The sequence below is a fragment of the Pseudomonas sp. 22490 genome (assembly GCF_052044465.1).
Lineage (GTDB): Bacteria > Pseudomonadota > Gammaproteobacteria > Pseudomonadales > Pseudomonadaceae > Pseudomonas > Pseudomonas aeruginosa.
In genome coordinates this window covers 87552-101244 of the sequence record NZ_JBQENS010000011.1, presented here as the reverse complement: position 1 = coordinate 101244, position 13693 = coordinate 87552, and the positions used below count along the sequence as shown (strand labels likewise).

13 protein-coding genes are annotated in these 13693 nt (G+C 66.7%); 12 read left to right on the top strand and 1 reads right to left on the bottom strand.

Annotation, left to right across the window (positions count from 1 at the left end; all coding sequences use genetic code 11):
- Positions 1-121 precede the first annotated feature (121 nt).
- From ACTJJX_RS14540 to ACTJJX_RS14495, 10 genes are all read left to right on the top strand, one after another.
- Positions 122-436 (top strand): HvfA family oxazolone/thioamide-modified RiPP metallophore, encoded by a 315-nt coding sequence (locus ACTJJX_RS14540; RefSeq protein WP_003104431.1) that lies wholly within the window; start codon positions 122-124, stop codon positions 434-436.
- Positions 437-454: 18 nt separating this feature from the next.
- Complete coding sequence (locus ACTJJX_RS14535; RefSeq protein WP_440782009.1) at positions 455-1300, top strand: HvfB family MNIO-type RiPP peptide maturase; 846 nt, start codon at positions 455-457, stop codon at positions 1298-1300.
- The gene (locus tag ACTJJX_RS14530) at positions 1297-2031 is read left to right on the top strand and encodes an HvfC family RiPP maturation protein (RefSeq protein WP_003114075.1); all 735 of its coding nucleotides are present in this window, start codon (positions 1297-1299) and stop codon (positions 2029-2031) included. Before ACTJJX_RS14535 ends, ACTJJX_RS14530 begins: the two co-directional genes overlap by 4 nt.
- Before the next feature lie 2 nt (positions 2032-2033).
- The gene (locus tag ACTJJX_RS14525) at positions 2034-2624 is read left to right on the top strand and encodes an HvfX family Cu-binding RiPP maturation protein (protein ID WP_003143472.1); all 591 of its coding nucleotides are present in this window, start codon (positions 2034-2036) and stop codon (positions 2622-2624) included.
- A 246-nt stretch (positions 2625-2870) separates the two neighbouring features.
- Positions 2871-4187 carry an outer membrane porin OprO gene (oprO, locus tag ACTJJX_RS14520; RefSeq protein ID WP_003104423.1) on the top strand — a complete coding sequence of 439 codons (1317 nt, stop codon included), beginning with the start codon at positions 2871-2873 and terminating at the stop codon, positions 4185-4187.
- A 458-nt stretch (positions 4188-4645) separates the two neighbouring features.
- Entirely contained in the window at positions 4646-5968 is a 1323-nt protein-coding gene (gene oprP / locus ACTJJX_RS14515) for an outer membrane porin OprP (protein WP_016852620.1), read from the top strand.
- A 168-nt stretch (positions 5969-6136) separates the two neighbouring features.
- Positions 6137-6436, top strand: a complete 300-nt coding sequence (locus ACTJJX_RS14510) for a hypothetical protein (protein ID WP_003091621.1) — start codon at positions 6137-6139, stop codon at positions 6434-6436.
- Positions 6437-6561: 125 nt separating this feature from the next.
- On the top strand, positions 6562-7374 hold the full coding sequence (locus ACTJJX_RS14505) for an SDR family oxidoreductase (protein ID WP_003091619.1): 813 nt from the start codon (positions 6562-6564) through the stop codon (positions 7372-7374).
- 232 nt (positions 7375-7606) lie between these two features.
- Entirely contained in the window at positions 7607-8029 is a 423-nt protein-coding gene (locus ACTJJX_RS14500) for a hypothetical protein (RefSeq protein ID WP_003091617.1), read from the top strand.
- The gene (locus tag ACTJJX_RS14495) at positions 8026-8355 is read left to right on the top strand and encodes a YnfA family protein (RefSeq protein ID WP_003091616.1); all 330 of its coding nucleotides are present in this window, start codon (positions 8026-8028) and stop codon (positions 8353-8355) included. The genes ACTJJX_RS14500 and ACTJJX_RS14495 overlap by 4 nt, the downstream gene beginning before the upstream one ends.
- A 78-nt stretch (positions 8356-8433) precedes the next feature.
- Here the strand turns inward: ACTJJX_RS14495 and ACTJJX_RS14490 are convergent, their stop codons facing one another.
- A complete protein-coding gene (locus ACTJJX_RS14490; RefSeq protein ID WP_003091615.1) occupies positions 8434-8721 on the bottom strand; it encodes a hypothetical protein in 288 nt (95 codons plus the stop codon).
- Positions 8722-8887: 166 nt separating this feature from the next.
- On the opposite strand from ACTJJX_RS14490, the gene ACTJJX_RS14485 reads away from it, so the two are divergent.
- Positions 8888-9271, top strand: coding sequence for a hypothetical protein (locus ACTJJX_RS14485; protein WP_016852621.1), 384 nt, complete (start codon positions 8888-8890; stop codon positions 9269-9271).
- 68 nt (positions 9272-9339) lie between these two features.
- A complete protein-coding gene (locus ACTJJX_RS14480; RefSeq protein ID WP_023082217.1) occupies positions 9340-13686 on the top strand; it encodes a DEAD/DEAH box helicase in 4347 nt (1448 codons plus the stop codon).
- Positions 13687-13693: the final 7 nt, after the last annotated feature.

Here is a 13693-nt window from a genome sequence, read left to right as displayed (position 1 = left end):
CTGAGTTCAGGCAAAGGGACGGGAAATTTTTTTCGACTCCGCTGTAACGCCGCCGGGGGTGCTCCGTCCATTGGAGCGAGGACGCCATACCGGCGCCCGCTACCAACTTCAGGAGTTACCCATGAAAAAGATTTCCCTCGCTTCCTCCGTCGTCGGCGCTGCTCTGCTCGGCGTAGCCAGTGTCGGCGTGCATGCCGCGCAGAATCCCTTCGCCGTGCAGGAGCTGAGCAGCGGCTACAGCGTGGCTGCCGCCGAGAAGGCCAAGGAAGGTTCCTGCGGCGAGGCCAAGTGCGGTGCCGACAAGGGCAAGCGCGAAGCCTCCAAGGCCGGTCATGAAGGCAGCTGCGGTGCGGATCGCAAGGCCAAGGAAGGTTCCTGCGGTGGCGAGAAGAAGGCCGGCGAAGGCAACTGCGGCGCCGACAAGAAGAAGTCGTAAGGCCTGAGGAGACGGACCATGCAACGGGAATTCGTCAGCGGCGCCGGGCTAGGCCTGCGTCGCGCGCTGCTGGAGCCGCTCGGCGCCGGCGATGGGGTCCGGGTCGACTTCCTCGAGGTCGCCCCGGAGAACTGGATCGGCATCGGCGGCCNCCAGTTCCGCGAGCTGACCGAGCGCCTGCCGTTCCTCTGCCATGGTCTGTCTCTCAACCTCGGTGGCTACGCCCCGCTGGACATGTCGTTGCTGCGCGCGATCAAGGGTTTCATCGAGCAGCATGACATCCGTGCCTACAGCGAGCACCTGTCGGCCTGCGCCGACGACGGCCAGCTCTACGACCTGATGCCGCTACCGTTCAGCGACGAATCGGTGCGCCGGGTCGCCGAACGGGTCCGGGTGGTACAGGACGTCCTCGAGCGGCCGTTGATCGTCGAGAACGTCTCGGCGTATGCGCGCTTGCCGGGCGAGCTGGAAGAGGTCGATTTCGTCCGCGCGGTACTGGAGGAAGCCGATTGCCAATTGCTGCTGGACGTCAACAACGTCTACGTCAACGCCTGCAACTTCGGTTTCGACGCACACGCCTACATCGCCGCGATGCCCAGCCGGAGGATCGCCTACCTGCACATGGCCGGGCACGACGAACAGGGCGCCAGCCTGAAGATCGACACCCATGGCGCGCCGGTCTGCGATCCGGTCTGGGAACTGCTGGCACATGCCTATGCCTGCCATGGCGAACGCCCGACGCTGCTGGAGCGCGATTTCAACCTCCCGCCACTGAGCGAGCTGTATGCCGAAACCGATCGCATCCGCGAGCTGCAGCGGCGCAGCGGTGAAGCGCAACTGCGCAGCCTGGGGTACGGCACATGAACCACACGACCTTGCAACGGCGTTTCGCCGCACGTATCCGCGATCCGCAGCAGGCCTTGCCGCCCGGCATCGCGACGGAGCGCATGGCGATCTACGAGGAACTGTTCTTCAACAACCTGGACGGTTTCATCAGCAGCGGTTTCCCGGTCCTGCGCCAGTTGTTCGACGAGCCGCGCTGGCATCGCCTGGTGCGTGCCTTCATGCGCGAGCATCGCTGCCGCACACCGTACTTCAGCCAATTGGGCGAGGAGTTCATCGGCTGGCTGCAGGACGGCTACCGCGCGGAGGAGGGCGATCCGCCCTTCCTGCTGGAGCTGGCTCACTACGAGTGGGTCGAGCTGGCCCTGTCGCTGGCCGAGGCGCCTGTCGAGACGCTGCCGCAGGCCTGGTCGTGGTCGCCACTGGCCTGGCCGCTGGCCTATCGCTGGCCGGTCCATCGCCTGGGGCCGAGCCATCGGCCGATGGAGCCGCCGGCCGAGCCGACCTGCCTGCTGGTCTGGCGCGATCCGGCGGAGCGGGTGCGCTTCCTGCACCTGTCGCCATTCGCCTATCGCCTCGCGCAGCGCCTGAGCGAGGAGGGCGAGGCGCCGGTGGCGCTGCTGCCGTTGTTGCGCGAGTTGGCCGGAAGCTGCGGCCTGAGCGCCGACGTGGAGTATTTCGAAAATGCCTTCGCCTTGCTGGAGGACTGGCACGCCCAGGGCATCCTCATGGGCGAGGGCGCTCTGGAGTGATGATGAAGACTGTCTTCCTGCGTTTACAGCATGCCCTCGACGTCACCCGTCGAGCGGATTTCCTCGCCCCGCTGGCGCTACGCCTGTACCTGGCGCCGGTGTTCTGGATGGCCGGCTGCCAGAAGCTGGCGGACATGCCGGCCACCATCGAGTGGTTCGGCAATCCCGACTGGGGACTCGGCCTGCCGTTTCCCGAACTGCTGGCCTGGCTCGCCGCGCTGAGCGAGGCCGGTGGCGCCGTGTTGCTGTTGTGCGGCCTGGCCGTGCGCTGGATCAGCCTGCCGCTGATGGTGACCATGCTGGTAGCGATCTTCGCCGTGCACTGGCCGAACGGCTGGCAGGCGATCGCCGATCCGTCCGCGCCGTTCGCCAACGCCCAGGTGCTGGAGGCTGGCGAGAAGCTGGCGCGGGCCCGGGAAATCCTGCGCGAATACGGCAACTACGACTGGCTGACGTCGAGCGGAAGCTTCGCCATCGTCAACAACGGCATCGAGTTCGCCGCGACCTACCTGGTGATGTTGCTCGCGCTGTTCTTCGGCGGCGCCGGCAAGTGGCTTTCTGCTGACTTCTGGATTGCGCGAAAATTGCGCTGAGATTTCTACCCATATCGAATAACCAGAAAGGCCCGTAGTAGAGGGCTTTTCGCGTTATTCGCATTGGAGATAAAAAGTTCCTATGTAATGAAACATTTATCTCCATGCAATTTGGCTGCAATCTGCCATCGCCAAGATTCCCCCCAACACAAAGGGGCCGCCTTACGGCCAGCGCGGAACAAGGGGCGCGCTGTAGCCAGGCACTCGCGTGTTGCCAATGCACACACCATTAAGGGGAAATCTTCGATGATCCGTAAGCACTCGCTCGGCTTCGTTGCCAGCGCTCTGGCTCTGGCCGTATCTGCCCAGGCGTTCGCCGGCACCGTGACCACCGACGGCGCCGATATCGTGATCAAGACCAAGGGCGGCCTCGAAGTCGCCACCACCGACAAGGAATTCAGCTTCAAGCTGGGCGGTCGCCTGCAGGCCGACTACAGCCGTTTCGACGGTTTCTATACCAAGAATGGCAACACCGCCGACGCCGCCTACTTCCGCCGCGCCTTCATCGAACTCGGCGGAACCGCATACAAGGACTGGAAATACCAGATCAACTTCGACCTGTCGCACAACACCGGCAGCTCCGACAACGGCTATTTCGACGAAGCTTCGGTCACCTACACCGGCTTCAACCCGGTCAACCTGAAGTTCGGTCGCTTCGACCCCGACTTCGGCCTGGAAAAGGCCACCAGCTCCAAGTGGGTGACCGCTCCCGAGCGTAACGCCGCCTACGAACTGGCCGACTGGATCAACACCCACCAGGACGGCATGGGCGCCCAGGTCAACTCGACCCTCGCCGACATGGCCTACCTGTCCGCCGGCGTATCCGCCAAGGACGCCGACGACAGCGACGGCGACAGCGTCAAGCAGTTCAACTTCCGCGGCGTGTTCGCGCCGATGCACGAAGCCGGCAATGTTCTGCATGTCGGCGTGAACTATGCCTACCGCGACCTCGACGACACCGCCTTCGACTCGCGCATCCGTCCGCGCCTGGGCATGCGCGGCATCGCCACCAGCGGCGGCAACGACGCCGGTGACAACGGCAACCGCGCGACCTTCGGCGGTGTCTCCAACTCGCCGGCCGGTTCCTACAAGGACGATAGCGTCTGGGGCCTGGAAGGCGCCTGGGCAATGGGCCCGTTCTCGGCCCAGGCCGAATACCTGGCACGCAAGCTGAAGGCCGATGACAACGCCTACAAGGACATCAAGGCCAAGGGTTACTACGCGCAACTGGCCTACACCCTGACCGGCGAGTCCCGCCAGTACAAGCTGGAAGGTGCCAAGTTCGACTCCGTCAAGCCGGAAAACAAGGAAATCGGCGCCTGGGAAGTGTTCTACCGCTACGACAACATCAAGGTGGAAGACGACAACGTGGTCGCCGATACCGCCACTCGCGAAGTCGGCGACACCAAGGCCAAGGCCCACAACCTGGGCGTGAACTGGTACGTCAACGATGCGGTGAAGATCAGCGCGGCCTACGTCAAGGCGAAGACCGACAAGATCACCAACAACAATGGCGACGATGACGGCGACGGCTTCGTGACCCGTTTGCAGTACGTGTTCTAAGAAGCGACAACGATCTGCTCCTGTTTTCGGCCTCGCTCCGGCGAGGTCTTTTTAATCGCTTCCTTACCCGGTTGTGGCGATGTTGGCAGCCTGCAACCGGGTCTTTCTTTCGCTACAGGTCTACCCGCAGGTACTGGCAGGAATATCCGAAAGCCAGACGGTTATCGGCAGAAACTCTTGGTTTTCATTGCAGTCATGTAATCTTCGCAAGGTTGCCGCAATATATGAAACAAACTGTTACATCTGTCGCCCGGACCTGATGCCTCTAGGCCTGCGCCCTTATCCGACGGCCTCATCCAGGCGCTATCCGGCTGCCTGTCACAAAAGCTTTCGCGCTTTGCAGTCTCGCTGTCACAACCCATCCAGATGATCCCCCTCCAGCAGCGCCGGCCGGCGATAGAACCGGCCGTTTCCGCGCTGCTCAAGACCATTCGAAATCCGAACAGGGGACTTACCTGATGATTCGCAGACACTCGTGCAAAGGGGTGGGGAGCAGTGTTGCCTGGAGTTTGCTGGGCCTGGCGATTTCCGCGCAGAGCCTGGCCGGGACCGTGACCACCGACGGTGCCGACATCGTGATCAAGACCAAGGGCGGCCTCGAAGTCGCCACCACCGACAAGGAATTCAGCTTCAAGCTCGGCGGCCGCCTGCAGGCCGACTACGGCCGCTTCGACGGCTACTACACGAACAACGGCAATACCGCCGATGCCGCCTACTTCCGCCGCGCCTACCTGGAGTTCGGCGGCACCGCCTACCGGGACTGGAAGTACCAGATCAACTACGACCTGTCGCGCAACGTCGGCAACGACAGCGCCGGCTACTTCGACGAAGCCTCGGTCACCTATACCGGCTTCAACCCGGTCAACCTGAAGTTCGGCCGCTTCTACACCGACTTCGGCCTGGAAAAGGCCACCAGCTCCAAATGGGTCACCGCGCTGGAGCGCAACCTCACCTACGACATCGCCGACTGGGTCAACGACAACGTCGGTACCGGTATCCAGGCCAGCTCGGTGGTGGGCGGCATGGCTTTCCTCTCGGGCAGCGTGTTCAGCGAGAACAACAACGATACCGACGGCGACAGCGTCAAGCGCTACAACCTGCGCGGCGTGTTCGCGCCGCTGCACGAGCCGGGCAACGTGGTGCACCTGGGCCTGCAATACGCCTATCGCGACCTGGAGGACAGCGCGGTGGATACCCGGATCCGCCCGCGCATGGGCATGCGCGGCGTCTCCACCAATGGCGGCAACGATGCCGGCAGCAATGGCAACCGCGGTCTGTTCGGCGGCAGTTCGGCAGTCGAGGGGCTGTGGAAGGACGACTCGGTCTGGGGCCTGGAAGGCGCCTGGGCGCTGGGTGCCTTCTCGGCCCAGGCCGAGTACCTGCGGCGCACGGTCAAGGCCGAGCGCGACCGCGAGGATCTCAAGGCCTCCGGCTATTACGCGCAACTGGCCTACACCCTCACCGGCGAGCCGCGCCTCTACAAGCTGGACGGCGCCAAGTTCGACACCATCAAGCCGGAGAACAAGGAAATCGGCGCCTGGGAGCTGTTCTACCGCTACGACTCGATCAAGGTCGAGGATGACAACATCGTCGTCGACAGCGCCACCCGCGAGGTCGGCGACGCCAAGGGCAAGACCCATACCCTGGGCGTCAACTGGTACGCCAACGAGGTGGTGAAGGTTTCCGCCAACTACGTCAAGGCGAAGACCGACAAGATCAGCAATGCCAACGGCGACGATAGCGGCGATGGCCTGGTGATGCGCCTGCAGTACGTGTTCTGAGGCGCTCGGGCCCCGTCCGGCGGGCGGGGCTCGTTTCCGCAGGATGTTACCCGCGTCATGAAATTGCCTGGTGGATGTCCGGGCGGGCCGCCCAGCTTGACCCAGGGCACAGATCGCATGGCGGCATCTGGCTATGCTGGTCCCTCGGAAACGCTCTGGGAGGGACTGATGATCGGCTGGGGACGTGCCTGTATTGGCGTCGGGGGGCTGCTGTTGCTGGGCCAGTTGCTGGGGGGCGCCCTGCTGCTCGCGGACGACGGCGAAGCGACGCTGGCGGTCGAACACTTCTGGCAATTCGTCTTCCTGATCCCGGCGATCCTGGTGGCACTGGGAATGTTCGTCCTGCAGCATCACGTGGGTTCCTTCGCCCAGTTGTACCGCCGGCGTCTCGATGGCGCCTCCTACCTGCTGGTTTCCTGCGGCATCGCCCTGGTCCTGGGCAAGCTCTGCGTCCTGCTGCTCGCCTGAGCCCCTCGCGCGGCCCGGCATGTCCGGGTTTGCCCGAGGCATTCAGCTTCCTGATTTAGCCGGAGGGCGCTGAAACCCTTGGTTACACTGGCCTTCATCACACGAACAGGAAGGCAGGACCCCCTATGCAAAACCGCATGATGATCACCGGTGCCGGCTCCGGGCTGGGGCGCGAAATCGCCCTGCGCTGGGCGCGTGACGGCTGGCGCCTGGCGCTGGCCGACGTCAACGAGGCCGGCCTGGCGGAAAGCCTGAAACTGGTGCGCGAGGCGGGTGGCGATGGCTTCACCCAGCGTTGCGACGTACGCGACTACAGTCAACTGACCGCGCTGGCGCAGAGCTGCGAGGAGAAGTTCGGCGGCATCGACGTCATCGTCAACAACGCCGGGGTGGCCTCCGGCGGCTTCTTCGGCGAGTTGTCCCTGGAGGACTGGGACTGGCAGATCGCGATCAACCTGATGGGCGTGGTCAAGGGCTGCAAGGCCTTCCTGCCGTTGCTGGAGCGAAGCAAGGGCAAGATCGTCAACATCGCCTCGATGGCGGCGTTGATGCAGGGCCCGGCGATGAGCAACTACAACGTGGCCAAGGCCGGGGTGGTGGCGCTTTCGGAAAGCCTGCTGGTAGAGCTGGCGCTGGTCGAGGTCGGCGTCCATGTGGTCTGTCCTTCGTTCTTCCAGACCAACCTGCTGGACTCTTTCCGCGGCCCGAGCCCCGAGATGAAGCACCAGGTCGGCAAGTTGCTGGAGAGTTCGCCGATCAGCGCCGCCGACATCGCCGACTACATCCACGCCGAAGTGGCCAAGGGCAGTTTCCTGATCCTGCCCCACGAGCAGGCGCGGATGGCCTGGAGGATCAAGCAGCAGAATCCCCAGGCGATCTATGACGAGATGACCGCGATGGCCGGCAAGATGCAGGCCAAGCGTCAGCGCCAGGCCTGAGTGGAAATGGCTGCAGGCCAGCAGGGGCGCGGCTTTGCACCATTGCGGTGCGGCGCAGATAGTGCTTGCCCAAGGCGGTGCGATCGAGTAGCTTGAGTCACCGGCCTGCCTGCCGAAGTACGTTGGACCCCACAAGAAGCCTCGCTCATTTGCGAGGCTTTTTGCTTTTCCGCCCTCGCGCCCTGTGCTAGAAGGCTGCCTCTGCGAGTCCGTTCTGTTCTGGAGTACCCCTGTGGAGTCTGAATCCATCGTCTATGGCTGCATCCGCGACTGGCCGGGCGATTCGATGGAGCGGCGCATGCGTCGTGCCGCCAACCGCCGCGTGCTGGACAGCCTGCCGGGCGGCGAGGCCTGGCCGTTCCTCGGACGCGAGATGTTCAGCCGCTGCGAGCAGTCCGGGGCCGGGCTCTACCAGACCCAGATCATCCACTTCGGTGCCAGCTACCAGGCCATCGAATACGAGTGGAGCCTGTGGGTCGAGCAGTTCGAGGCGTTGCTCAGGCGCCTCTACTGGGCCAGCGCGGTGGTCCACCTGGAGACCGAAGTGAACGGCAGCCATACCTTTCGCTGGGAGTCCGAGCGTGGCTTCCATACCCCCCAGGAGAGCGACCTGCAGGTCCGCTGCGCCTGGGAGCGGGAGGGCGGGCGGCGGTGATCAACTACCTCTGGTTCGTCCTCGCGGCGTTCTGCGAGATCGCCGGCTGCTACGCTTTCTATCTCTGGCTGCGGCTGGGCAAGAGCGCCCTGTGGGTGCTGCCCGGCCTGCTCAGCCTGACCCTGTTCGCCTTGCTGCTGACCCGCGTGGAGGCCAGCTACGCCGGCCGCGCCTATGCCGCCTATGGCGGCATCTACGTCGCCGCGTCGCTGTTCTGGCTGGCTTTCGTCGAGCGCTCGCGGCCGCTATGGAGCGACTGGCTGGGCGTGGCCTTGTGCGTGGTCGGTGCCAGCGTCGTGCTGTTCGGCCCGCGCCTGTCTCAGTGACTCAGGCGGGGTGGGTGGCGCGCCCGTCACGGGCGCCGGACCCCGCCGTCCCGGGCCGCCGCACCCCGAACCGGCGGATCACTGCGAAGTGTTGCGCTGTACGTCACCTTTTTCCTGATCCAGTTCCTTGAGCATCTGCGCGTAGGCATCGCAATCGCTCGGCCGGTTCTGTTCCGAGCGGGCTTCCTGGCGCTGGCGCAACTGCTCGTTGAGTTCCCTGGCCCGTTGCGGGTTCTTCTGGGTGATCGAGGCGACCTTGGTGGCGACTTCCTTGCCCATCTTTTCCGCCTCCGCTTCGGAACAGGCGAAGACCGGCGTGGCGACCAGCAAGGCGCAGGCGCTGGCGAGGGCGAAAAGCGGTTTCATGGCGTACTCCTGTGGGGTGGTCCTGAGCGGTGGAGCCCGGTCGAGCCGACAAAGTTCAGCCGCAACGCCGGACGGCGACCGATTCGAACCCTCGCGGCGGGTTGTGGGTCGCACGCATAGAGAGGGTGCGAAGGACCCTCGTTGCTTATGCCGCAGGAGGTATGCCATGACTCACGATTGGGATCTGGTCGAACGGTTGCTGCTGGAGGTCCGGCAGTCCGCCCATGAGAACTTCGCCCCGCGCGCCCATGCCGAACGCCTGGCCGAGGAACGCTCCCAGGCCGGGCAGCGGGTCGGCGACATGGATGCGTTGAAGCAGAAGGCCGCCGACTACGAGGCGATCCTGCTGGAGGGCGGCTTCATCGAGCCGCATCCGGAAGAGCAGGGCGGCAATGGCGAGAACTTCGTCCTCACGCCGCGCGGCGAGCGCCTGCTCGGCCTGATCGGCGGCGAGACGCCGAAGGCCGCCGAGGCTCGCCGGCTGCTCGAGGAGAACGGCAGCGAAGCGCTGCACGCCGAGCGCTTCGACCGTTTCGTCGCCGGGCTCTGAAACTGCGCCCGACGGGCGATCGGCGGGGCTTGTGAGTCGCCCGCGGCGCCACCATAGTGCGGAGCATGATGCCTATTTCATCCTCTTCCGCCCGCCGCGCCGAGCCGGCTCCGCGGCCCCTGGCGGAGTTCCATCCCGTCGTCCGCCAGTGGTTCGAACGCCACTTCGCCGCGCCCACGCCGGCGCAGGTGGAGGCCTGGCCGGCGATCCGCGAGGGGCTTTCGACCCTGGTCGCCGCGCCCACCGGTTCGGGCAAGACCCTGACCGCCTTCCTCGCCGCCATCGATGCCTTGGTGGTGGAGGGGCTGGCCGCCGGCGGCGAGTTGGCGGATGCCACCCAGGTGGTCTATGTCTCGCCGCTGAAAGCGCTGTCCAACGACATCCGCATCAACCTGGAGCAACCGCTGGCTGGCATCCGCGAGGAACTGGCGCGTCTCGGCCTGCCCGACGTCGATATCCGTAGCGCGGTGCGCACCGGCGATACGCCGCAGGTCGAACGCGGAGCGATGCGCAAGCGCCCGCCGCACATCCTGGTCACCACGCCCGAATCGCTGTACATCCTGCTCGGCTCGGAGTCGGGCCGGCAGATGCTTGCCGGGGTGCGCAGCGTGATCGTCGACGAGATCCATGCCCTGGCCGGCAGCAAGCGCGGCAGCCACCTGGCGCTGTCGCTGGAGCGCCTGCAGGCGCTGTGTCCGCGACCGCTGCTGCGGATCGGGCTGTCCGCCACGCAGAAACCGATCGAGAAGGTCGCGCGCTTCCTCGTCGGTGCCAGCGGCAATCCGCGCGATCCGGCCTGCCGGATCGTCGACATCGGCTATACGCGCCCCCGCGACCTGGGCATCGAGGTACCGCCGGTGGCGCTGGAAGCGGTGATGTCCAACGACACCTGGGAGCTGGTCTACGACCGCCTGGCGCACCTGGCCGGCGAGCACCGCACCACCCTGGTGTTCGTCAACACCCGGCGCATGGCCGAGCGGGTCACCCGCTTCCTCGCCGAACGCCTCGGCAGCCGCCAGGTGGCGGCCCACCACGGCAGCCTGGCCAAGGAGCTGCGCCTGGATGCCGAGCAGCGCCTCAAGGCCGGGCAATTGAAGGTACTGGTGGCGACCGCCTCGCTGGAGCTGGGCATCGATATCGGCGACGTCGAGTTGGTCTGCCAGTTGTCGTCGCCGCGCTCCATCGCCGCCTTCCTGCAACGGGTCGGGCGTTCCGGGCACAGCGTCGGCGGCACCCCCAAGGGCCGGTTGTTCCCGACCTCCCGCGACGACCTGGTGGAGTGCGCGGCGCTGCTCGACAGCGTGCGCCGTGGCGAGCTGGACAGCCTGGTGCTGCCACGCCAGCCGCTGGACGTGCTGGCGCAGCAGATCGTCGCCGAAGTGGCCTGCCAGGAGTGGCGCGAGGACGACCTCTATCGCCTGGTGATCCGCGCCGAACCCTACGCCGGGCTGGAGCGCGAGCGCTTCGACGAAGTCCTGCGGATGCTTGCCGAGGGCTACCACTCACGCCTCGGCGTGCGCGGCGCCTATCTCCATCGCGATGCGCTCAACGGCCTGCTCCGTGGCCGCCGTGGTGCGCGGCTGACCGCGCTGACCTCGGGCGGGACCATTCCCGATACCGGCGACTACAGCGTGCTGCTGGAGCCGCAGGGCCTGCTGGTGGGGACGGTCAACGAGGACTTCGCGGTGGAGAGCCTGGCCGGCGACGTGTTCCAGCTGGGCAACACCTCGTACCGGATCATCCGCATCGAGCCGGGACGGGTACGGGTCGAGGACGCCCAGGGCCAGCCGCCGAACATTCCGTTCTGGCTGGGTGAGGCGCCGGGGCGCAGCGACGAGCTGTCGGCCAGCGTGGCGCGCCTGCGCGACACCCTCGACGAGCTGCTCGGCGAAGGCCAGGCATTGCCGGAAGGGCAGCGGCTGGAGCCAGCCATCGCCTGGCTCGGCGCCACCCTCGGGCTGGACGATGGCGCCGCGCGGCAGATCGTCGAGTACCTGGCCCGCGCCCGCCAGGCCCTGGGTGGCCTGCCCGGGAGCCGGCGGCTGGTGCTGGAACGCTTCTTCGACGAATCCGGCGGCATGCAACTGATCATCCACAGTCCCCACGGCAGCCGCCTCAACCGCGCCTGGGGCCTGGCGCTGCGCAAGCGTTTCTGCCGCAGCTTCAACTTCGAGCTGCAGGCGGCGGCCACCGAGGACGCGATCATCCTCTCGCTGTCCACCAGCCACAGCTTTCCCCTCGACGAGGTCTGGCGCTACCTGCATTCGGCGAGCGCCGAGCACCTGTTGGTACAGGCCGTGCTCGACGCGCCGCTGTTCGGCGTGCGCTGGCGCTGGAGCCTGACCACCTCGCTCGGTTTGCCGCGCTATGCCGGCGGTCGCAAGGTGCCGCCGCAACTGCTGCGGATGAAGAGCGAGGATCTGCTGGCCAGCGTGTTCCCCGACCAGGTGGCGTGCCTGGAGAATATCGTCGGCGAGCGCGAGGTGCCCGATCACCCGCTGGTGGCGCAGACCCTTGACGACTGCCTGCACGAGGCGATGGATTGCGAGGGCTGGCTGGCCCTGCTGCGCGACATGGAGAGCGGGGCGGTGGACTTGCTGGCGCGCGACCTGCCGGCGCCTTCGGCGTTGGCGGCGGAGATACTCACCGCGCGTCCCTACGCCTATCTCGACGATGCGCCGCTGGAGGAGCGGCGTACCCAGGCGGTACAGAATCGCCGCTGGAGCGATCCCGAGTCCGCCGACGACCTCGGCGCCCTGGACCTTGAGGCGATCGAGGCGGTGCGTGGCGAGGCCTGGCCGGAAGCGCGCAACGCCGACGAGATGCATGAGGCGCTGAACAGACTGGGCTTCCTCACCTCGGGCGAGGCCGAGGCCAATCCGGGCTGGGGGGAATGGCTTGCGCAACTGTCGGAGCAACGCCGCGCCGGACGCCTGGACTGCGCAGGCAGCACTCTCTGGCTGGCGGCGGAGCGCCTGCCGGCGATGCGCCTGGTGCATCCCGCGGCGAAGGTGCCCGACGCTTTCCAGGCGCCTCGCGGCTATCCGCCGCCGGACTCGGCGGAAGCGGCGACCGTGGAGCTGACCCGCGCCCGCCTGGGTGGCTTCGGGCCACGCACGGCCGGGCAGTTGGCGGCCGACCTGGGCATCGGCCTGGCCGACCAGCAGTACGCCTTGGCCGCCCTGGAGCGCGAAGGCTATGTGCTGCGTGGCCGCTTCAGTCCTGGCGCGACGGAAGAGGAGTGGTGCGAACGCCATCTGCTGGCGCGCATCCATCGCTATACGGTGAAGCGCCTGCGCCGGGAAATCGAGCCGGTGGAGCGCGCCGATTTCATGCGTTTCCTGTTCGACTGGCAGCGCCTGGCGCCGGGCACCCGTGGCCGGGGAGCGGAGTCCCTGGCTACGGTGGTCGAGCAACTGGAAGGTTTCCAGGCCGCGGCGGCCGCCTGGGAAAGCGAACTGCTGGCAGCGCGGGTGGCCGACTACGCCAGCCATTGGCTGGACCAGCTGTGCCGTTCCGGACGCATCGTCTGGGCGCGCCTGGCCGGACGCAGCAAGGCCGCCGGCGGTCCGCTGCGCAGCGCGCCGATCGTGCTCCTGCCGCGCCGCGAGCTGGGGCTCTGGAGCGTCCTGCAGCGCGACGCGCCGGAGCCGGAACTGTCGCCGCGCGCGGCCAGGGTACTGGAGGTGCTGCGCGAGCAGGGTGCATCGTTCTTCGACGAACTGAGCCAGGATGCCCACCTGCTGCGCAGCGAGCTGGAGAACGCCCTCGGCGAGCTGGTCTCGGTCGGCCGGGTCAACGCCGACAGCTTCGCCGGGCTGCGCACCCTGCTGATGCCGGCGGACAAGCGCAGCCGCCAGGAGCGCCGCTCGCGCGGCCTGCCGGGCGGCATGCAGGACGCCGGGCGCTGGGCGCCGCTGCGCCGGGCGAAGGCGGAAGAGGCGGGGCAGCGTTTGCCGGCGGAGGTTCTCGAACATGTCGCCCGGACCTTGCTGCGGCGCTATGGGGTGGTCGCCTGGCGCCTGCTGGAGCGCGAAGCCGACTGGCTGCCGCCGTGGCGCGAGTTGCTGCGCGTCTACCATCGCCTGGAAGCGCGCGGCGAGATTCGCGGCGGGCGCTTCATCGCCGGCCTGGCCGGCGAGCAGTTCGCCTTGGCGGAAGCGGTCGGCCTGTTGCGCGAGGTGCGCAAGCGACCGCCGGACGGGGCGATGCTGGTGGTGTCGGCGGTCGATCCGTTGAACCTGGTCGGCGGCCTGCTACCCGGCGAACGGGTGCCGGCGGTGACCGGCAACCGCCTGCTCTATCGAGACGGAGCGCCGCTGGCGGCGCTGGTAGCCGGCAAGGTGCGGATGCTAGCGGAAGTCGACGGCGAGACCGCGCAGCAGATCCGTGCGCTGCTGATCCGCCGTCACTGAGGCCCGC

Coding starts and splice junctions, on each gene's coding strand:
- ACTJJX_RS14540 (WP_003104431.1), top strand. CDS start 122: ATGAAAAAGATTTCCCTCGCTTCCTCCGTCGTCGGCGCTGCTCTGCTC.
- ACTJJX_RS14530 (WP_003114075.1), top strand. CDS start 1,297: ATGAACCACACGACCTTGCAACGGCGTTTCGCCGCACGTATCCGCGAT.
- ACTJJX_RS14525 (WP_003143472.1), top strand. CDS start 2,034: ATGAAGACTGTCTTCCTGCGTTTACAGCATGCCCTCGACGTCACCCGT.
- oprO (WP_003104423.1), top strand. CDS start 2,871: ATGATCCGTAAGCACTCGCTCGGCTTCGTTGCCAGCGCTCTGGCTCTG.
- oprP (WP_016852620.1), top strand. CDS start 4,646: ATGATTCGCAGACACTCGTGCAAAGGGGTGGGGAGCAGTGTTGCCTGG.
- ACTJJX_RS14510 (WP_003091621.1), top strand. CDS start 6,137: ATGATCGGCTGGGGACGTGCCTGTATTGGCGTCGGGGGGCTGCTGTTG.
- ACTJJX_RS14505 (WP_003091619.1), top strand. CDS start 6,562: ATGCAAAACCGCATGATGATCACCGGTGCCGGCTCCGGGCTGGGGCGC.
- ACTJJX_RS14490 (WP_003091615.1), bottom strand. CDS start 8,721: ATGAAACCGCTTTTCGCCCTCGCCAGCGCCTGCGCCTTGCTGGTCGCC.
- ACTJJX_RS14485 (WP_016852621.1), top strand. CDS start 8,888: ATGACTCACGATTGGGATCTGGTCGAACGGTTGCTGCTGGAGGTCCGG.
- ACTJJX_RS14480 (WP_023082217.1), top strand. CDS start 9,340: ATGCCTATTTCATCCTCTTCCGCCCGCCGCGCCGAGCCGGCTCCGCGG.